This is a genomic window from Micromonospora sp. MGP-C2, assembly GCF_057766525.1.
Genome location: NZ_JBYMEN010000002.1, coordinates 3,662,312 through 3,680,687, shown reverse-complemented (window position 1 = coordinate 3,680,687; position 18,376 = coordinate 3,662,312). Strand labels below are relative to the sequence as shown.

Here is an 18,376-nt window from a genome sequence, read left to right as displayed (position 1 = left end):
TGCGGGGCTCGCAAACCCGGCTCACTCCTCGCGCCTCACTGGCTGACTCGGTGCACCTTGTGCTGCGCGGCCTGCGCCCGTGGCCGGACCACCAGCCGGTCGATGTTGACGTGCTCCGGGCGGGTGGCGCACCAGGCGATGCAGTCGGCGACGTCCTCGGCGACCAGCGGCCCCGGCACCCCGGCGTAGACGGCGGCCGCCCGTTCCGCGTCACCCTCGAAGCGGACCAGCCCGAACTCGTCGGTCTTCACCATGCCCGGGTCGATTTCGATCACCCGCAGCGGGCGGCCGCACAGCTCCAGGCGGAGGGTGCCGGCGATGGCGGTCTGCGCGTGCTTCGCCGCCGTGTAGCCGCCCCCACCTTCGTAGACGGTCAGGCCCGCGGTGGAGGAGACCACCACGATGGTGCCGGAACCGGAGGCCTCCAGCGCGGGCAGCAGCGCCTGGGTGACCCGCAGCGTGCCGAGCACGTTGACGTCGTACATCCACTGCCAGTCGGCGACCGAGCCGGACTCCACCGGGTCCAGTCCACGTGCCCCGCCGGCGTTGTTGACCAGCAGGGTGACCGGCCCGGGTGCCTGGGCGGCGGCCTCGGCCAGCGCGGCCACCGACTCGTCCGAGGTGATGTCGCAGGTCACCGCAGTGGCCTGCCCACCGGCGGCGGTGATCTCGGCGACCAGATCGGCGAGGCGTTCGGCGCGGCGGGCGGCGGCGAGCACGTAAAAGCCCTCGGCGGCGAGCCGACGGGCGGTGGCCGCGCCGATCCCGCTGGATGCTCCGGTGACGATGGCGACAGAGGTCATTTCGACATTGTCCCCCGGCCGCACGACCCGCCCCGACCGGGCGCGGGGCCAGCCATTGACGGCGTCCCGGTGATGAGGTCCGTCACCCATGGGGGCCGTGCCGGGAATTTCCGAAGCCCGATGGGGAAGATGACATCCGGCGTACAGGTTGACCGAGAAGCGCCGGTCGTGCGGACGGCATCAACCGTGGCAAAGGAGCGGATGTGGCGGAAATGCACACCGGTGTCGGGCGTCAGCGAGGTGCCCAACCGTGGCCCCGGCCTCGCCGCATCGCCACCCTGTCGGTACACACCTCCCCCCTGCACCAGCCCGGCACGGGCGACGCCGGCGGAATGAACGTCTACATCCTCGAAGTCGCCCGGCGGCTCGCCGAGGCCAACGTCGAGGTGGAGATCTTCACCCGGGCCACCTCCGGCGACCTCCCCCCGGTTGTCGAGATGGCGCCCGGCGTGCAGGTCCGGCACATCACCTCCGGGCCCCTGGAGGGCCTCACCAAGGAGGAACTGCCCGGCCAGCTCTGCGCCTTCACGGCCGGGGTGCTGCGCGCCGAGGCGTCCCGCCCGCCCGGGCACTACGACCTGATCCACTCCCACTACTGGCTTTCCGGCCAGGTCGGCTGGCTGGCCAAGGAGCGGTGGGGTGTGCCGCTGGTGCACACCGCGCACACCCTCGCGAAGGTCAAGAACGCCCAGCTCGCCGCCGGTGACCGACCAGAGCCGAAGGCTCGGGTGATCGGCGAGGAGCAGGTGGTCGCCGAGGCGGACCGGCTGGTCGCCAACACCCGGGTCGAGGCCAGCGACCTCCTCGATCGGTACGACGCCGACCCCGCCCGCGTGTCCGTCGTACAGCCGGGTGTCGACCTGGGCCGGTTCCGGCCCGCGCCGGGCGAGCGGTCCGCGGCTGCCCGCGAGGCTCGCCGCCGGCTGGGGCTGCCGGCCGAGGGGTACGTCGTCGCCTTCGTCGGTCGGATCCAACCGCTCAAGGCCCCCGACGTGCTGATCCGCGCGATCGCCGCGCTGTGGGAGCGCGACCCGGCACTGGCCGACCAGGTGACAGTGGTGATCTGCGGCGGGCCCAGCGGCAGTGGCCTGGACCGGCCGACCGCCCTGATCGAGCTGGCCGGCACGCTCGGCGTCACCGACGGGGTGCGGTTCCTGCCCCCGCTCACCGGCGACGATCTGCCCGCGCTGTACCGGGCCGCCGATCTGGTCGCCGTGCCGTCGCACAACGAATCGTTCGGGCTGGTCGCCCTGGAGGCACAGGCCTGCGGTACGCCGGTGCTGGCCGCCGCCGTCGGAGGACTGGTCACCGCCGTACGGGATCACGTGAGCGGCGTACTGATCGACGGCCACGACCCGGTCGACTGGGCACGTGCGCTGGGCCGCCTGCTGCCGGACCGGGCACTCCGGGCGGTGCTGGCCCGCGGTGCCGAGCAGCACGCCCGGCAGTTCTCCTGGGACCGCACGGTCACCGGCCTGCTCGGCGTGTACGGCGAGGCGATCGCCGGGCACCGCGCCCGACTCGCGGCGGACCTGGCCGGTGATCCGGCGCTGTCCTGCTCCTGGTGACCGGGTACACCGGTCGCCAACCGGTGCGTCGGCCGGGTCGGTCGTAGAGTGGGTCCGGTGAGCCCGAAGAGCGATCTTGCGACCCTGATCGAGTCGGTCTGTGCCGAGCGTGACCTGGTCTGGGAGTCGACCGGCCCCGGCGCGTACGCGGTGACCCTGCCGGGCACCCACAAGCTCAAGACGATCTGCAATCTGATCGTCGGCGAGCACGCGCTGCGCATCGAGGCGTTCGTGATGCGTCAGCCGGACGAGCGCCGCGAGGAGCTGTGGGCCTGGCTGTTGCAGCGCAACGCGCGCATGTACGGCGTCTCCTTCTCCACCGACGCGGTCGGCGACGTGTACCTGACCGGTCGGGTCAACCCGGCCGGCGTGGACGCCGACGAGTTGGACCGGCTGCTCGGTTCCGTGCTCACCTACTCCGACGAGTCGTTCGACACGATGCTGGAGATCGGCTTCGGCAGTTCGATCCGGCGGGAGTACGAGTGGCGGGTCAAGCGCGGCGAGTCGACCGCCAACCTGGCCGCGTTCGCCCATCTCTTCGAGCCCTCCGGCTCCGGCCCCGACCCGGCCTGACACACAGCTGCACCGCGCTCGGCGCCCGCGCCTCCCGCGCCTCCGACATCAGGGTGGTTCGGACTGCTCCTGACGGGTATGCCGCACCGCGCGGTGCGGCAAGGGACCCCCGCGCGCCGAGGACGGAGTGCCAAGGAGCGGAGCATCCCATGGCTCAGCGGAACAGCTCAGGTCGCGGCGCGACTGCGACCAGGACGAAGCGACAGGCCGGCAACCAGACGCCGGGTACCCCGGGAGTCTCCGAGTCGGAGATCTCCCGGATGCGGGTGGACGACATCCGAGGGCAACTGCGCAAACGCGGGGTCTCCGGGATCTCCGCGCTGCGTAAGCCCGACCTGGTGAAACAGTTGGTGCGCTCGATGCGGGCCGGCGCGGGTCGGAGCAGCACCGGCCCGTCGGGTCGGGCCACCGGCACCAGGGCGTCGGCGGGTCGTGCCGCCGCCACCAAGAAGTCGGCGGCCAGGGCGGCGCCGAGCCGGGCGAAGGCCGCGCCGGCGAACAAGAGCGCACCGGCGAAGCGGGCCGCGGCGAAGAAGACGACCGCAGCCCGCAAGTCGACGGCGGCCAAGCGGACGACGGCGGCGAAGAAGACGACAGCCGCGGCGAAGAAGACGACAGCCGCCAAGAAGACGACGGCGGCGACGTCGACGGCCGCGCGCAGGACGGCGACGGCCCGTACGGCGCCAGCCCGCAAGGCGCCGGCAAAGAAGGCACCGGCGCGGCCGGCGGCGAAGCGTACGGCAGCGGCGAAGCGCACGACGGCGAAGCGGGCGGCGCCCGCCAAGCGCACGACGGCGAAGCGGTCGGCGCCCGCCAAGCGCACAACGGCAAAGCGTGCGGCACCTGCCAAGCGCACCGCGCCGGCCGGTGGCGGCGCGGCAGCCGGCGGGATCCGAACCGGACGGGGAACCGGACGATCGGTCCGCAGCTCACAGGTGATCTCGTCGTTGACGGATCGGCCGGAGCGGCCCGGGCGGAGCCTGATCACCGCCAACCACGAGGTGATCCAGCGCTGGGCCCGGGAACGCGGGGCAAAGCCGGCGACCATCGCCGGCACCGAGCGGGATGGTCGAGCGGGTGTGTTGACCTTCAACATCCCCGGATACCGGGAAAGCAGCCGGATTCGGGAAATCACCTGGGATGACTGGTTTTATACTTTCGACCTGCGCAAGCTGAACCTGATTTATCAGGAACAGATGCGCGACGGCCGGCAGAGCAACTTCTTCCGGACCGAGTCACCCGATCGGGAAGACGGTTAGGCGTTTGCGGGAATGGCTGCCGGGTACGCGGCTGTTGCCAATGACCGAGGCCGGAACAGCGGATACTCGCCAGTTGTGACGGGCGAGACAGCCGATCTGGGTTGAATCCAGAATCCGGGCGAACTAGCTTTATTGCACCGCACCACGCTTGGAAACGTTCGGGGGAGCGGCGGATCGATCAGATCCGCGCACCAGGCGAGGTGCGAGGGGACGGGTGGACAACCGTTGGGGGACGGTGACCACCTGTTTGGACCGGCGGCGTGAGCGGGCGACGCTTACGGGGGTGAGTGTCTGCCCGCCGCCGCCGGCCCCACCGGCGGGCGCCCACCATGACTTTCGGGTCACGGTGGGCGCTTTGCCGTGGAATGCCGATTACGCCGTTGGCACGCGGTCTGCGGTTGTTGTCGGTTCCGGCTGGGCGGCCTGACGCAGCGCGGCGACGTGTCGTTCCCGCGGTGGCCCGGCCAGCAGATGCCCGAGCGCGGCCAGCAGGCCCACCCCACCCACGATCAGCCAGTGCAGATCGCCGAGGTGCTGAAGGCTCACTCCGCCGAGGGTGGGAGCGATGAAGGCGGCTGCCGGGAACGTCAGGTAGAAGACCGACTGGTAGCGCGCGCGCAACTGCGGCGGTGCCAGGTCGGCGTTGATCTGCGCGTTGGGCGGGGCGGCGAGCATCGAGCCGACCGTCCAGACCACCGCTGCACCCAGGTAGACGGCCAGTTCGTCGGCGAGGGCGAGCACCCCGAAGCCGAGCGCCAGCAGTGCGGTGGAGGCGGCCAGCACGACGTCCTTGCGGTGCCGGTCGATCAGCCGGGGCACGAACAGTTGCCCGATCACGATCAGCGCGCCGCCGAGTGCCACCACCACCCCGTACGCCGACGGGCCCAGGCCGTCCGCCCGCATGGCCAAGGGCATGATCGTGGACGTCTGCGTGGTGAGTACGGCCAGCACGAAGGTGAGCCCGACGAAGACCAGGAACGTGCGGTCGGTCAGCGCGGTGTGCAGCCCCGGCCCGCGGGGCCGGGCGGACCTGGTGGCTGGACGAGCGGCCGGCGGACGGTCGGCTGTGGGCTTGGCCAGCCGCAGGGTTTCCGGCACCTTCCAGCCGATCACGGCGGCGGCGGTCAGAGTGGCACCGGCGTCGACCAGGAACAGCGCGGTGAAGCTCGCCTCGGCCAGCACCCCGGCGAGCAACGAGGCGACAGCCATGCCCAGGTTGAACGCCCAGAACTGGAGGTTGAAGGCGCGTGAGCGGCGTTCGGCGGGCACCACGTCGACGATCGCCGCGACGAACGCCGGGCTGGGCATCGAGTGGACCACGCCGACGAGCGCGGCGAGCACCGCGATCAGGAGAAGGGGTCGGCTGAAGGCGAGCGCCACCATCAGGGCGGCCGTTGCCAGGTGCGCGGCGAGCAGCGTCGCCCGGCGACCCCACCGGTCGGCGAGCACCCCGCCGAGCAGCACTCCGGCCGCTCCACCGGCCCCGTACGCGCCGACGACAGTGCCGGCCAGCCCGACGCTCGCCCCGCGTACGTCGGTGAGGTACAGCGAGAGGAACAGCATGGCGAAGGCGCCGGCCCGGTTGATCAACAGTCCGGCCCAGAGGTACCAGAAGGTGGCGGGGAGTCCGCCTGCGGTGTCGTGCCACCAGCGCCGCGCGGCGTACAACCGACCTCCCTACAGTTCAGTTTCTTAACCGTTTCACCTGCACGGTAGAAAACCCGGCCCGCCTCGCGCCAGTTGAATACCGAACCTCGGGCGTGTCGTCAGACGGCGGCCTCGGCGGGCTGGGACCCCCGGGTGGCGGTGACCGGTGTCAGCGCCTCGCCGGAGCGGCGCAGCGCGGCGGCACGCCGCTCCCGGGCCGGCCCCGACACCAGGTGGGCCACCGCGGTCACGACGCCGAGCGCGGCACAGGCGTACCAGAGCGCGTCGTTGCCGATGTGCTCGCGCACCAGGCCGCCCAGGATCGGCGCGCTGGCCCCGGCGATCTGCCAGGAGAGGGAGAAGACGCCCTGGTAGCGGCCGCGCAGCTCGGCGGGGGAGAGCTCAGCGATCAGCGTGGAGTTGGACGGCGAGTTCAGCATCTCGCCCACCGTCCAGATCAGCACGGTCAGCCCGTAGAACCAGGCGGTGCCGGCGAACGCGGTCAGCCCGAACCCGACGCCCATCACCACGGATGCCAGCGCGAGCACGTGTGAGCGGCTCCGACCCCGGATCAGTCGGGGCACGAAGAGCTGGCCGACCACGATCAGGATGCCGTTCAGCGCGATCACCGAGCCGTAGGTGGCCGGGCTCAGGCCGTCGTCGCCCATCGCGATCGGCAGCATCGAGATGTGCTGGAGGAAGACCAGCGCTGCGAACAGGTTGAGTGCCACGAAGCCGAGGTAGACCCGGTCGGTGAGGATCGTGCGCAGGGCGCCGCGCGGAGCCGTGGTGGTTGCGGTGGCGGTGACCGAACGGGCCTGTCGGGTCTCCGGCACTCGGCTGAAGATGATCAGCGCGGTGATCAGCATGGTGGCCGCGTCGACCACGAACAACAGCAGGTAGTCCGCCTGCGCGGCGAGACCGGCGAGGACGGCGGCGCAGGCGAAGCCCAGGTTGATCGCCCAGTAGTTGAGCGAGAACGCCCGCAGCCGGTCCTTCGCCGGCACCACGTCGATCATCATCGCGCCGAACGCGGGTCGGGCCGCCTCGGCGAACATGCCGAGCAGCAGGGCGCCCAGCGCCACCGCCCAGAGGTCCCGGGCCAGGCCGAGGCCGAGCATCATCGCGGCGGCGCCCACGTGTGCGGTGAGCAACGTCGGTCGCCGGCCCCACCGGTCCGCGAGAGTGCCGCCGGCGGTGGTGCCGAACGCGCCGCCGACGCCCCACAGACCGATCACCAGCCCGGCCTGCGAGGCCGAGAAGCCGCGTTCCTGGGTCAGGTAGATGGCGAGGAACACGAGGACGAACGAGCCGAGCCGGTTGATCAGGGTGCCCGACCACAGGTACCAGAAGGTGGTGGGCAGGCCGCCGGTGGTGTCCCGGAACCAGCTCCGCATCGTCCGCATATGGCGCCCCGCTTGCAAGTAATGACCGATATGACTGTCGCGCCTTACAACCCTAGTGGCGGGCCGAGCCGCTGGTCACCCGGATTTTCACGTGGTGGTCGTCACGACGGCTGCCCGCGTGTCCCCTCGTCGGTTGAGGCAGGATGATCCGCATGACTGCGAGCGAAGGGCCCACCGTCGGGACGCTGGTCCTGCTGCGACACGGTGAGAGCGACTGGAATGCCAAGAACCTCTTCACCGGTTGGGTGGACGTCGACCTGACCGAGAAGGGCGAGGGCGAGGCGAGGCGCGGCGGTGAGCTGATGCGCGAGCACAGCCTGCTGCCGGATGTCGTGCACACCAGCGTCATGCGCCGTGCGATCCGCACCGCCGAGCTGGCGCTCAACGCCGCCGACCGGCACTGGATCGCGGTGCGCCGGTCGTGGCGGCTCAACGAGCGGCACTACGGCGCCCTGCAGGGCAAGAACAAGAAGCAGACCCTCGACGAGTACGGCGAGGAGCAGTTCATGCTCTGGCGCCGGTCGTACGACACGCCGCCGCCGCCGATCGCGGACGACGACGAGTGGTCGCAGGTGGGTGACCCCCGCTACGCGCTGCTGCCCACCGAGCTGATGCCGCGCACGGAGTGCCTCAAGGACGTCGTCGACCGGATGCTGCCCTACTGGTACGACTCGATCGTGCCGGACATCCTGGCCGGCCGGACGGTGCTGGTGGCCGCGCACGGCAACTCGCTGCGTGCCCTGGTCAAGCACCTCGACCAGATCTCCGACGAGGCGATCGCCAAGCTCAACATCCCGACGGGCATCCCGCTGCGCTACGACCTGGACCCGCAGCTGCGCCCGCTCACGCTGGGTGGCACCTACCTCGACCCGACCGCCGCGAAGGCAGCCGCCGCGGCGGTGGCCAACCAGGGCCGCTGAACTGTCGGAAAGGGCCCCCTGTCACGCGCGAAGCGATGACCGGGGGCCCTTTCTCGTCTCGTACGTCAGTTGCTGGTGGGCGCGCTCTGCCCGGTGATCAGGTAGATCACGTGCTCGCCGGCGTTGACCGCGTGGTCGGCGAAGCGCTCGTAGAAGCGACCCAGCAGGGTGGCGTCGATCGCGGTCTCCACCCCGTACGGCCAGTCGTCGCCGAGGAGCACCGCGAACAGGTTCTTGTGCAGCTCGTCCATGGCGTCGTCGTCGCCGTCCAGCTCGCTGGCGAGGTCGACGTCGGGCTTCGCCAGCACCGAGCCGATCTTCACCGCCATCCGGTCGGCGATCTCGGACATCTCGGTGAAGACCGTCCGTAGCTCGGCCGGGACGGCCGGGGAGGGGTGCCGACGCAGCGCGGTCTTCGCCACGTGCTCGGCCAGGTCGCCCATCCGTTCGAGATCAGCGGCCACGTGCAGCGCGGTGATCATCGCCCGGAGGTCGGAGGCGACCGGCGCCTGTCGGGCGAGCAGGTCACAGACCCGCTCCTCGACGTGCCGGTAGAGGTCGTCGATCTCGGCGTCCCGCTCGATGACCGTCTCGGCGGCCTGCCGGTCGGCGGTGAGCAGGGCCCGGGTGGCCTGGCGCATGGCGGCGCGGACGCCCTCCGCCATGTCCACCAGCAGTTGGCTGACGATCTGGAGGTCGGCCCGGAACTCGTCGCGCATCATCACGTCCTGTGGTCGGTCGCCGCCGACGGGTGCCGGCGCAGGGGGTTGAGCAGGTGCGACGCCAACGGTAGGGCGCTCGGACGGACCCCGGATGAACCACGGTGAACGACGCCAGACGCGTGGGTGAACAGTTCTGAAAGTGAGGGTGGTTCGTCCCGATCTGTGTGGTAGCCAGGTTAACAATGACCCTACGATCGCCGGGTGGAGTGGGCAGTGGCGGTCGTGGTCGCCGTGGCGTTGGTGGCCGGGTTGGCCGCCGGTTTCCTGCTGCCCCGGTTCCTGCCCGCGCGGGACGGCCGCTCCACGTCGACGGGCAGCGCGAGCTCCCGCTGGAGCAGGGGGAGGCCCGCGATAGCCGACGAGCAGCAGACCGGGCTCGGCCGCCGGACGATCGACTCGCTCCGGGCCGGTGTCGTGGTACTCGACAACGACGACGAGCCCGTGCTGATCAACCCGGCCGCCCGCGCGATGGGGCTTCTGCGTGCCGGCAGCAGCCCCGGCTCGATAGCCGCGCACCCGCTGATCCGTACCCTTGCCGGTCAGGTGCGACGCACCGGCGTGCGGCGCGAGATCGAGCTTGACCTGCCCCGAGGTCGCGACAGCGCGGGCGAGAACCCGCTCGGCGTGCACCTGCGGGCGATGGGTCTGGGCAACGGCTTCATCGCCGTCGAGGCGGTCGACGTGACCGAGTCGCACCGGCTGACCCGGGTGCGACGCGACTTCGTTGCCAACGTGAGCCACGAGCTGAAGACCCCGATCGGCGCGCTTCAACTGCTGGCCGAGGCCCTGCTGGACGCGACCGAACCGGCCGACGCGGCGGCGCCCGACCTCTCCGAGGACCTGGTGGCCGCCCGCCGGTTCGCCGAACGGATCCAGCACGAGTCGACCCGGCTGGGCCGGCTGGTGCAGGAGTTGTTGGAGTTGACCCGGTTGCAGGGCGCCGAACCGCAGCCGCCACCGGAGCCGGTCGCGCTGGACTGGGTGATCGCCGAGGTCGTCGATCGGACCCGCACCACCGCCTCCGCCCGAGGTGTCGAGGTGACCGTGGACGGTCAGCGGGGTCTCACCGCGTACGGCAGCGACTCGCAACTCGCCACGGCGGTGGCGAACCTCGTGGAGAACGCCATCAACTACTCCGGCGCGGACACCGCGGTGCGGGTCACCCTGCGCGGCGACGACGAGCACGTCGAGATCGCCGTCGCTGACCAGGGCATCGGCATCGCGCCCACCGACGTGGACCGGATCTTCGAACGGTTCTACCGGGCCGACCAGGCCCGCTCACGTGCCACCGGCGGCACCGGGCTCGGGCTGGCGATCGTGAAACACATCGCGAGCAACCATGGCGGACGGGTCGAGGTGTCGAGCACTCTTGGTGGTGGATCGACGTTCACCCTCCGGCTGCCTGCCAGTCCACCGGACGACCTCCTGGCGACACTGCCGCCGGTTGGGATCGAGACCGGTCCGGCTGGGCTACGGCAGGTCTGACAGCAATGGAAAGGAAATCCCCGTTGAGCCGCGTTCTCGTGGTCGAGGACGAGGAGTCGTTCTCCGACGCCTTGTCGTACATGCTCCGTAAGGAGGGTTTCGAGGTTTCGGTCGCCGCGACCGGAACCGACGCCCTCACCGAGTTCGACCGGACCGGCGCCGACATCGTGCTGCTCGACCTGATGTTGCCCGAGATGTCGGGGACCGAGGTCTGCCGGCAACTGCGGCAGCGCTCGGCCGTGCCGATCATCATGGTCACCGCCCGGGACAGCGAGATCGACAAGGTGGTCGGGCTGGAGATCGGCGCCGACGACTACGTCACCAAGCCGTACTCGCCGCGGGAACTGGTCGCCCGGATCCGCGCGGTGCTGCGCCGGCAGAGCCCGGAGGTGGCCGAGGCGGGTGCCCCGACGCTGGCCGCCGGGCCGGTGCGGATGGACATCGAGCGGCACGTGGTGACCGTCGACGGCGGCGCTGTGCAGCTGCCGTTGAAGGAGTTCGAGCTGCTGGAGCTGCTGCTGCGCAACGCGGGCCGGGTGCTGACCCGTGGCCAGCTCATCGACCGGGTCTGGGGGGCCGACTACGTCGGTGACACCAAGACGTTGGACGTGCACGTCAAGCGCCTGCGCTCCAAGATCGAGCCGGAGCCGTCCGCGCCGCGCTTCATCGTCACCGTGCGGGGTCTGGGCTACAAGTTCGAGCCGTGATCGGCGTACCCGAAGGGGGTCTGCGTTCGACGCAGGCCCCCTTCGGGCTGTTGGCGCTCGGTCAGCGGACGAGCTTGAGGTTGAAGATGGCGGTGTCGAGCCGGCCGTAGAGCCGCAACCAGAGCGGCAGCAGCATCTCGGTGCCCCGCGCGGTGGAGAGGTCGCCGAGGTCGATCACGTCGGTGTGCCCGAAGCTGATGAGCAGCCCGGTGACGATCCGCTTGGCCTCCGCGTCGTCACCGGAGACGAACACGCTGTGCTCGCCGTCGGCGAGCTGACGCGGATGCACCATCAGCTCGGCGGTCAGCGTGTTGAGCGACTTGACCACCAAGGTCTGTGGAAACTCGCGCTGGATGCGTTCGGCGAGGGAGTCGGTGTTGTGCACCGACAGGGTGGGCGGGAAGCCCGCGCCGAAGTCGAGCGGGTTGGCGATGTCGAGCAGCACCTTGCCGGCCAGGTTCGGTGCGCCGGCCGCTGTCAGCGCGGGGAGCGAGCCGTTGCCGTTTGTGGCGTTCACCACCAGCTCGGCGGCGCTGGCGGCTTCGGCCAGGGTGGCCAGGCCGACCTCGGGGTGCTGCGCTGACCAAGCGGCGTAATCGCCGGCCCGGGTGGCCGCGACATCGCGGGTGCCGATGGTGACCTGATGGCCCAACTCCGCGGTGCGAGCGGCGATCGCCTGCCCGACCGAGCCGGTTCCGAGAACTGCGATACGCATGTCGATCGATCCTCCGTCGGTGTGCCGGGTGGACTCGTGCTGAGTGTCGGCAGACTAACAGACAGGTCTGTCTACTACTGCCCCGTGAAAGCGTCGTGCGCGTCAAGGTCACGTGCCAGGGCGGGGCTGGGTGTGCCCTGCGCAACCTGTAGAGCTGCCCCAGATGTGGGGCGGTCAGGCGTGTGGCTCCAGGCGGACTGGAATCGCGCTGCCCGCGCTGCCCGCGCTGCCCGCGCTGCCCGCGCTGCCCGCGCTGCCCGTGCTGCCCGTGCTGCCCGCGCTGCCCGTGCTGCCCGTGCTGCCCGTGCTGCCCGTGCTGCCGCCCGCTTTGAAGGGTCCGCCCCATATCTGGGGCAGCTCTACAGGGGTCGCGGGGGGTGCCCCCAGGACCGGACAGTGGACGCGCCAAAGGCGGTGGGAGGTCAGGCGAGCCACGCCCAAGCGGTGCCGGCCGTTGACGCGGTGGGATTTGCAGACGGAACCGTCTGTAGGATCTGTGCCGCCACCAGCAGATCGAGGGAGTGCCGATGCCCGCGCCCCGCACCCCGGCCGGCTCGGCCCGGGACCGGATCCTGGACACCGCGTTCCGGCTGTTCTACGCGCACGGGCCGCGCGGCGTCGGCGTGGACACGGTGATCGCCGAGTCGGGCGTGGCGAAAGCGACGCTCTACAAGCACTTCCCGCGTAAGGACGATCTCGTGCTGGCGTACCTCGATCGGGTTGACCAGGCGTGGTTCGGCGCGTTGCGGGCGGCGGCCCGGGACGCCGGCGACGAGCCGCGCGACCAGTTGGTCGGGATGTTCGACGCGCTGGTCGGAGCCTGTCGCCGGGATGGTTACCACGGCTGCGCGTTCATCAACACCGCCGCCGAGTCACCTGCGGGCGGGCCGGTGCACGCCCGGACAGTCGAGCACAAGACCGTGGTCCGCGCCTGGGTGACTGAGTTGGCCCGGCAGGCCGGCGCTGCCGAACCGGAACTGCTCGCCCGGCAGCTCACCCTGTTGCTGGACGGCGGGCTCGCCAGCGGTGTGCTGGACGGCGACCCGGCGATCGCCGAGGCGGCTCGGCGTAGCGCCCGCACTCTGGTCGACGACGCCCTGCGCTGACCGGCCGCCGAGCGCTCAGAACAGCTTGCGCAGCGCGGCGGCGATCTCGGCCACCTCGGTCAGCCGGCTTTCCGTCACGCTGATGACCAGGTCGTACGCGATGTCCTGGTCGACCTCGTCGAGCTGAGCGATGGTGACGGCGTGATTCTGGAGCAGGAAGGTGATCGCCACGATCCAGCCGATCCGCTTGTTGCCGTCCACGAACGGGTGGTTGTTGACCAGTGAGTGCAGCAGTGCGGCAGCCTTGGTCCACAGGTCGGGGTAGGCGTCTTCCCCGAACACGCTCGTCTGCGGCCGGGCCACAGCCGACTCGACGAGGCCGGCGTCCCTGATCCCAACGCCGATCTTGCGGGCGATGCCCGCCACGTCAGCGAGCGTGGGGTAACGGATCTCCGTCATCACTCCGCCAAGCGAGCGAGCAGCGTGGCGTGACGCTCGATGATCTCGTCGGCGAGGTCGCCGAACTCCTTGGCGTTCCGCCGGGCCAGGTAGTCGTCGATCGCGGTGACGACGACGGCGTGCATCGACCGTGCCTCTTCGTCCGCGACGAGACGGAGTCGCCGTTCACGGTCGTCGTCAAGTCGCAGCGTCATGGCCATGCCGAAAATGGTAGCAACTCTGCTACCAAGATCTGCTAAATCTGGTCGGCGGGGTGCGGGGCGACCATGCCCTGCTTCGTCCGGGCCGCGCACAGCTCGGCCAGCCGCTCGTACGCGGCAGCGCCGATCAGCGCGGTCAGCTCCGGCCCGTACGACAGGTACATCGGCTCGGCGCCGACGTGCGCGTCCGTGGAGGAGGTGCACCACCAGTCCAGATCGTGCCCGCCGGCTCCCCAGCCCCGCCGGTCGAACTCGGACAGGGTGGAGACCAGCACCTTGGAGTTGTCGGGGCGCTTGACCCAGTCCTGATCGCGGCGGATCGGCAACTGCCAACAGACGTCCGGCTTGTATTCCAACGGGTGCACGCCGTCGCGCAACGCCTGGCCGTGCAGGGCGCAGCCACCGCCGCCAGCGAAGTCGGCGTCGTTGAGGAACACGCACGGGCCCTCGGCGCCCTGCGTGGCGGTGCGGCGGGCCGGGTTCTTGCCGTCGATGGTGTCCTCGTCGGTCCAGTTCTTGAACCCGCGCCGGAAGTGCTGCCAGGTCTCCGGGGTGAGCCGCTTGACGGCGTTGCGGACCCGCTTCTCGTCGTCCGAGTCGGTGAAGAACGCCCCGTGCGAGCAGCAACCGTCGGAGGCCCGACCGGCGATGATGCCGTGGCAGCCCTTGCCGAAGATGCAGGTCCAGCGGGAGAGCAGCCAGGTCAGGTCGGCCCGGATCAGGTGCGTCTCGTCAGCCGGGTCGGCGAACTCGATCCACTCCCGGGAAAATCCAGTGGCACCTCGCGACTGCGCGGATCGCCCGGGTCGTCCACCAGCACACGGAGCTCCATCGTCACCCGGCCCAGCGTACGCGCGGTGACGTCCGCAGGCCGGCGAGCCGCGCAAACGTGTTGCGCCTAGGGTCTTCACCATGCGACTGGGTGTCCTCGACGTTGGATCCAACACGGTGCACCTCCTCGTGGTTGACGCGCACCACGGCGCGCACCCGTGGCCGGCGCACTCCGAGAAGGTGGTGCTCCGGCTGGCCGAGCAGATCGGCCCCGACGGTGCGCTGACCGAGGCGGGCGCCGACGGGCTGGTCAAGGCCGTCGGCATGGCGAAGGCGGCGGCCGCCGGGCTGGAGGCCGACGACCTCATCGCGTTCGCCACGTCCGCGGTGCGCGACGCCACCAACGCGGCCGACGTGCTGGCCCGGGTCCGGGACGAGACCGGCGTACGGCTGGCGGTGCTCTCCGGCGCGGACGAGGCGCGGATGACGTTCCTGGCCGTGCGGCGGTGGTTCGGCTGGTCGGCTGGTCGGCTGCTGGTGCTGGACATCGGCGGTGGCTCCCTGGAGATCGCCGCCGGGATCGACGAGGACCCTGCCGCCGCGGTCTCGCTGCCGCTCGGCGCCGGCCGGCTGACCCGGGAGCGACTGCGGGTCGACCCGGCCAGCGCGGCCCCGCCGTCGGCGGAGGCCGTCGAGAAGCTCCGCGAGTACGTGGACGGCCGGCTGGACAAGGTGGTCGACCAGATGACCGAGGTCGGCTGGGATCGGACGGTGGCCACCTCGAAGACGTTCCGCACCCTGGCCCGACTGGCCGGGGCGGCACCGTCCGGTTCCGGGCTCTGGGTGCGTCGCAGCCTGACCCGCGCCGGGTTGCGGCAGGTCATCGGGTTCATTCGGCACATCCCACCGGCGCAGCTCATGGAGCTGGAGGGTGTCAGTGCGGGGCGGGCCCACCAGTTGCTGGCCGGCGCGGTGGTCGCCGAGGCGGTGATGCGCCGCCTGGATCTGGACTCGCTGGACATCTGTCCGTGGGCGCTGCGCGAGGGGGTCATCCTCCGTCGGCTGGATCAACTCGAACCGATCTGAGCGGGCTCCCGGTTTCGGTCGGTTTGCCGGCGCTCGTCACGATGTCCCGGGCGCTGCCGGGCTACGCTGGTTGATGTGACTTCCCGCGTTCCCGTGCTCCTGTCCAGCTCGTCGGTCTTTCCCGAGCCGACCGCGGCGGCGTTCCAACTGGCTGCGGCACTCGGCTACGACGGCGTCGAGGTGATGGTCTGGACCGACGTGGTCAGCCAGGACGTTGGCGCGCTGCGCGGCCTCTCGGAGCACTACGGCGTGCCGGTGCTCTCGGTGCACGCGCCCTGCCTGCTGGTCACCCAGCGGGTGTGGAGCCCGGACCCGTGGGAGCGGCTGCGCAGGGCCGCCGAGCTGGCCGAGACGCTGGAGGCGCCGACCGTCGTGGTGCACCCACCGTTCACCTGGCAGCGGGACTACGCGCGCAACTTCACCGAGGGGTTGGCCACCGCCGGGGACCGGTTCCCCGGGCTGCGCCTCGCCGTGGAGAACATGTACCCGGTGCGGATGGCAGGCCGGCAGTTCGTCCCGTACGTCCCGGGTTGGGATCCCACCGACACCGGCTACCCGTCGTACACCCTGGATCTGTCGCACTGCGCGGCCTCGCACAGCGACCCGCTGGAGATGGCCGACCGGATGGGCGCCGGCCTGGCGCACGTGCACCTCGGCGACGGCACCGGTGAGGGCCGCGACGAGCACCTGGTGCCCGGTCGTGGCACCCAACCGTGCGGCGAGCTGCTCTCCTCGCTGGCCGGGCGTGGCTTCACCGGGTCGGTGGCAGTGGAGGTCGCCACCCGGGGCGCGAAGAGCCGCGCGGTGCGCGAGGCCGACCTGCGCGCCGCGCTGGAGTTCGCCCGCCAGCACCTGACCGCGCCGTCACCTGTCGACGTCTGACCCGTCCGCCCGAACAGGGCGGGGCGGTGTCAGCTGACCGGCGAGAGCGAGTCGACGCCGGCGGTCGGCTGCGCGGCGACCGTCACCTGCTCGCCGATCGCCGCCCGCTTGCGGGCCCGGTGCGCCGCCACGTGCGAGCGGGTGGCGCACCGCTCCGAGCAGAACCGCCGGCAGCAGTTGGACGACGTGTCCAGGTAGACGTTGCCGCACCGCTCGTCGGCGCAGACCCCGAACCGGGCGCTGCCGTACTCGCAGAGCCAGACCGACAGCCCCCAGACCGCGCCGGCCAGGTATTCGGCACTGACCGAGGCGCCCCGGCTGGTGACGTGCATGTGCCAGTCGCTGGAGTCGTGCCCCGAGATGCGCGGCTGCACCGGAAACGCCTCCAGCAGCGCGTTCAGCTCGGTGACCGCCTGGCCGTCACGCCCGGAGGTGCCGTACTCGAAGACGTCGCGCAACCGCTTCTGGGCCCGTCGGAAAATCGCGACGTCCCGGTCCGCGACCTCGTCGCGCATCCAGGCGTTGTCGTCGGGGAAGAGGGCCCGCAGGTCGTCGAGGTCGTCCAGGCGGGCGTTGACCAGGTCAACACCGGTCCGGGCGTACGCGTCGAAGTTCACGCCCCCAACGGTAGACGACTCACGGGGTGCGCGGCGCGTCGATGTAGTGCGGCAGGAACCGCGCGTAGCCGTCGGTGATCAGGCTGGCGCTCTCCCGCACCCCCACCCCGGCCGATTCGCCGTCGACGATCCAACTGCCCAGCACCATCCGGTTGCCCTCGAACTGCGGCAGCGCCCGGAACTCCTGGTAGCACCAGCCCTCGTCGCCGTAGATCCCCGGGTTGGTGATCTCCTCGTCGGCGGTGACGATGCGTACCGAGCCGCCCTCCCGGCCGAGCAGGGGCTTGGCCACGTACTCGGACATGCCGCGCGGCGAGTCGAGGTACGCCGGGAGCAGGTACTCGTGGTCGGGGTACAGCTCCCACAGGACGGCGAGCAGCGCCTTGTTGGACAGCAGCAGCTTCCAGGCCGGCTCGATCCAGGTGGTCGGGGTGCCCGGGGCCAGCGCCGCCGGCCCGTACGGCTCGGCCAGCATCCACTCCCACGGGTAGAGCTTGAAGCACGTGGTCACCGGAAGGTCGTCGGCGTCGACGAAACGCCGGCCGTCCCAGCCGATCTTCTGGATCGGGAGCAGCTCGACGTCGAGGCCGGCCTGTCGGGCGGTCTCGGCGAGGTAGCCGGCGGTCATGTGGTCCTCGCCGGACTCCTCCTCGTTCGACCAGAGCACGTGCACCCGGCGCTCGTGCAACCCGGCCCCGATCTTGGCCCAGGCGCCGACCAGCCGCTCGTGCAGGCTGTTCCACTGATCCAGCTCCGGTCGGGTCTCCTCCAGCCAGTACCACTGGATGATGCTCGCCTCGACCAGCGCGGTAGGGGTGTCCGCGTTGTATTCCAGCATCTTCGGTGGCCAGGTGCCGTCGTACGCCAGGTCGAAGCGCCCGTAGAGGGTGGGTGGCGCCTCGCGCAGCGACCGGGCCACCGCGTCGGCTGCCCACTCCGGGATGCCGAACTCGGCGTACCGGCGGTGGGTCACCACGTGCTCGGCGGCGGCCACGGACATCCGGTGCAGCTCCTCGGTGGCTTCCTCCAGGCGCAGCACCTCGTCCAGGTCGAAGGCGTACGCGGCGGTCTCGTCCCAGTACGACATGATCCCGCCGTCCGGCAGCTCGGTGTCGACGTAGACCAGCCCCTGCTCCCGGATCGTGGTGTCCCAGTCGGGTCGGGGTGTGACCGTCACACGGCGCATGTCAGCCGCCGCAGGAGGCGAGGTGGGTGCCGAACCCGCCGCGATCGGGCAGAGCTGCGGTGGTCGGCTCCGGGGCGGCACGACCGGCGGCGGAGTCGGGGACCCGCATCGCCAGCGCGACGGTGTCGCCGCCGCCGACGGGCCCGAGGGCGCAGTCGTCGTCATCGTCGTCGTCCGAGGTCATGTTGCAGCCGGAAAGGGCGAGCGCGAGAGCGGTGAGCGCGCCGAGCTGCACGGAGGCCGACCGGAGCCGGCGGCGGGGGCGTTGGTCCACGGCATCGTTGTAGCCGATCGGCGCCACCGCCGCCGTCCCGCCCCTGGGTC

General features: G+C 71.1%; 19 protein-coding genes and 1 pseudogene. 9 read left to right on the top strand and 11 right to left on the bottom strand.

The features are described 5' to 3' along the window. Window positions 1-35: 35 nt before the first annotated feature. On the bottom strand, window positions 36-803 hold the full coding sequence (locus AC3CF1_RS16715; protein WP_355159701.1) for an SDR family oxidoreductase: 768 nt from the start codon (window positions 801-803) through the stop codon (window positions 36-38). Window positions 804-1,006: 203 nt separating this feature from the next. Here AC3CF1_RS16715 and mshA point away from each other — a divergent pair, with 203 nt between their 5' ends. The 3 genes from mshA to AC3CF1_RS16700 all read left to right on the top strand — a co-directional run bounded on the left by mshA (window position 1,007) and on the right by AC3CF1_RS16700 (window position 4,203). Then, window positions 1,007-2,371, top strand: a complete 1,365-nt coding sequence (mshA, locus tag AC3CF1_RS16710) for a D-inositol-3-phosphate glycosyltransferase (protein ID WP_488450795.1) — start codon at window positions 1,007-1,009, stop codon at window positions 2,369-2,371. A gap of 57 nt (window positions 2,372-2,428) precedes the next feature. Next, the gene (locus tag AC3CF1_RS16705) at window positions 2,429-2,944 is read left to right on the top strand and encodes a type III secretion system chaperone family protein (RefSeq protein ID WP_355163627.1); all 516 of its coding nucleotides are present in this window, start codon (window positions 2,429-2,431) and stop codon (window positions 2,942-2,944) included. 359 nt (window positions 2,945-3,303) lie between these two features. Next, complete coding sequence (locus AC3CF1_RS16700; RefSeq protein WP_488452091.1) at window positions 3,304-4,203, top strand: hypothetical protein; 900 nt, start codon at window positions 3,304-3,306, stop codon at window positions 4,201-4,203. A gap of 372 nt (window positions 4,204-4,575) precedes the next feature. Here the strand turns inward: AC3CF1_RS16700 and AC3CF1_RS16695 are convergent, their stop codons facing one another. After that, window positions 4,576-5,871 (bottom strand): MFS transporter, encoded by a 1,296-nt coding sequence (locus tag AC3CF1_RS16695; RefSeq protein WP_488450794.1) that lies wholly within the window; start codon window positions 5,869-5,871, stop codon window positions 4,576-4,578. 98 nt (window positions 5,872-5,969) lie between these two features. Beyond that, window positions 5,970-7,256, bottom strand: a complete 1,287-nt coding sequence (locus AC3CF1_RS16690; protein ID WP_488450793.1) for an MDR family MFS transporter — start codon at window positions 7,254-7,256, stop codon at window positions 5,970-5,972. Window positions 7,257-7,408: 152 nt separating this feature from the next. On the opposite strand from AC3CF1_RS16690, the gene AC3CF1_RS16685 reads away from it, so the two are divergent. Further along, on the top strand, window positions 7,409-8,176 hold the full coding sequence (locus AC3CF1_RS16685; protein WP_141911319.1) for a phosphoglyceromutase: 768 nt from the start codon (window positions 7,409-7,411) through the stop codon (window positions 8,174-8,176). 65 nt (window positions 8,177-8,241) lie between these two features. Here AC3CF1_RS16685 and phoU read toward each other — a convergent pair whose 3' ends face one another. Continuing rightward, entirely contained in the window at window positions 8,242-8,895 is a 654-nt protein-coding gene (gene phoU / locus AC3CF1_RS16680; RefSeq protein ID WP_088952041.1) for a phosphate signaling complex protein PhoU, read from the bottom strand. A 204-nt stretch (window positions 8,896-9,099) separates the two neighbouring features. On the opposite strand from phoU, the gene AC3CF1_RS16675 reads away from it, so the two are divergent. After that, window positions 9,100-10,383, top strand: coding sequence for a sensor histidine kinase (locus tag AC3CF1_RS16675; protein WP_355160110.1), 1,284 nt, complete (start codon window positions 9,100-9,102; stop codon window positions 10,381-10,383). A gap of 23 nt (window positions 10,384-10,406) precedes the next feature. Further along, window positions 10,407-11,090: a response regulator transcription factor gene (locus AC3CF1_RS16670; RefSeq protein WP_030329696.1), complete on the top strand. Its 684-nt coding sequence runs from the start codon at window positions 10,407-10,409 to the stop codon at window positions 11,088-11,090. A gap of 61 nt (window positions 11,091-11,151) precedes the next feature. On the opposite strand, the gene AC3CF1_RS16665 is transcribed toward AC3CF1_RS16670, so the two are convergent. Next, window positions 11,152-11,805: an NADPH-dependent F420 reductase gene (locus AC3CF1_RS16665; RefSeq protein WP_355160109.1), complete on the bottom strand. Its 654-nt coding sequence runs from the start codon at window positions 11,803-11,805 to the stop codon at window positions 11,152-11,154. 527 nt (window positions 11,806-12,332) lie between these two features. On the opposite strand from AC3CF1_RS16665, the gene AC3CF1_RS16660 reads away from it, so the two are divergent. After that, a complete protein-coding gene (locus AC3CF1_RS16660) occupies window positions 12,333-12,911 on the top strand; it encodes a TetR/AcrR family transcriptional regulator (RefSeq protein ID WP_112674345.1) in 579 nt (192 codons plus the stop codon). 15 nt (window positions 12,912-12,926) lie between these two features. Here AC3CF1_RS16660 and AC3CF1_RS16655 read toward each other — a convergent pair whose 3' ends face one another. From AC3CF1_RS16655 to AC3CF1_RS16645, 3 genes and pseudogenes are all read right to left on the bottom strand, one after another. After that, window positions 12,927-13,310, bottom strand: coding sequence for a type II toxin-antitoxin system death-on-curing family toxin (locus AC3CF1_RS16655; RefSeq protein ID WP_210791041.1), 384 nt, complete (start codon window positions 13,308-13,310; stop codon window positions 12,927-12,929). Next, the gene (locus AC3CF1_RS16650) at window positions 13,310-13,510 is read right to left on the bottom strand and encodes a ribbon-helix-helix domain-containing protein (RefSeq protein ID WP_145790112.1); all 201 of its coding nucleotides are present in this window, start codon (window positions 13,508-13,510) and stop codon (window positions 13,310-13,312) included. Before AC3CF1_RS16650 ends, AC3CF1_RS16655 begins: the two co-directional genes overlap by 1 nt. 35 nt (window positions 13,511-13,545) lie before the next feature. Beyond that, window positions 13,546-14,342 (bottom strand): annotated as a pseudogene (locus tag AC3CF1_RS16645) (DUF3109 family protein). 80 nt (window positions 14,343-14,422) lie between these two features. Between AC3CF1_RS16645 and AC3CF1_RS16640 the strand changes: the two are divergent. Further along, on the top strand, window positions 14,423-15,367 hold the full coding sequence (locus AC3CF1_RS16640; protein WP_088950351.1) for a Ppx/GppA phosphatase family protein: 945 nt from the start codon (window positions 14,423-14,425) through the stop codon (window positions 15,365-15,367). 75 nt (window positions 15,368-15,442) lie between these two features. Beyond that, window positions 15,443-16,249, top strand: a complete 807-nt coding sequence (locus tag AC3CF1_RS16635; protein WP_354981715.1) for a sugar phosphate isomerase/epimerase family protein — start codon at window positions 15,443-15,445, stop codon at window positions 16,247-16,249. Window positions 16,250-16,278: 29 nt separating this feature from the next. On the opposite strand, the gene AC3CF1_RS16630 is transcribed toward AC3CF1_RS16635, so the two are convergent. From AC3CF1_RS16630 to AC3CF1_RS16620, 3 genes are read right to left on the bottom strand one after another with little or no spacing between them, the layout of a single operon-like run. Next, window positions 16,279-16,866 carry a CGNR zinc finger domain-containing protein gene (locus AC3CF1_RS16630; RefSeq protein WP_088950349.1) on the bottom strand — a complete coding sequence of 196 codons (588 nt, stop codon included), beginning with the start codon at window positions 16,864-16,866 and terminating at the stop codon, window positions 16,279-16,281. Window positions 16,867-16,885: 19 nt separating this feature from the next. Continuing rightward, window positions 16,886-18,052, bottom strand: coding sequence for a glutathionylspermidine synthase family protein (locus AC3CF1_RS16625; protein WP_141911314.1), 1,167 nt, complete (start codon window positions 18,050-18,052; stop codon window positions 16,886-16,888). Between the two features lies 1 nt (window position 18,053). Then, a complete protein-coding gene (locus AC3CF1_RS16620; protein WP_231927149.1) occupies window positions 18,054-18,326 on the bottom strand; it encodes a hypothetical protein in 273 nt (90 codons plus the stop codon). Window positions 18,327-18,376: the final 50 nt, after the last annotated feature.

Coding starts and splice junctions, on each gene's coding strand:
- AC3CF1_RS16715 (WP_355159701.1), bottom strand. CDS start 803: ATGACCTCTGTCGCCATCGTCACCGGAGCATCCAGCGGGATCGGCGCG.
- AC3CF1_RS16700 (WP_488452091.1), top strand. CDS start 3,304: ATGCGGGCCGGCGCGGGTCGGAGCAGCACCGGCCCGTCGGGTCGGGCC.
- AC3CF1_RS16690 (WP_488450793.1), bottom strand. CDS start 7,256: ATGCGGACGATGCGGAGCTGGTTCCGGGACACCACCGGCGGCCTGCCC.
- AC3CF1_RS16685 (WP_141911319.1), top strand. CDS start 7,409: ATGACTGCGAGCGAAGGGCCCACCGTCGGGACGCTGGTCCTGCTGCGA.
- phoU (WP_088952041.1), bottom strand. CDS start 8,895: ATGCGCGACGAGTTCCGGGCCGACCTCCAGATCGTCAGCCAACTGCTG.
- AC3CF1_RS16665 (WP_355160109.1), bottom strand. CDS start 11,805: ATGCGTATCGCAGTTCTCGGAACCGGCTCGGTCGGGCAGGCGATCGCC.
- AC3CF1_RS16660 (WP_112674345.1), top strand. CDS start 12,333: ATGCCCGCGCCCCGCACCCCGGCCGGCTCGGCCCGGGACCGGATCCTG.
- AC3CF1_RS16655 (WP_210791041.1), bottom strand. CDS start 13,310: ATGACGGAGATCCGTTACCCCACGCTCGCTGACGTGGCGGGCATCGCC.
- AC3CF1_RS16650 (WP_145790112.1), bottom strand. CDS start 13,510: ATGGCCATGACGCTGCGACTTGACGACGACCGTGAACGGCGACTCCGT.
- AC3CF1_RS16640 (WP_088950351.1), top strand. CDS start 14,423: ATGCGACTGGGTGTCCTCGACGTTGGATCCAACACGGTGCACCTCCTC.
- AC3CF1_RS16625 (WP_141911314.1), bottom strand. CDS start 18,052: ATGCGCCGTGTGACGGTCACACCCCGACCCGACTGGGACACCACGATC.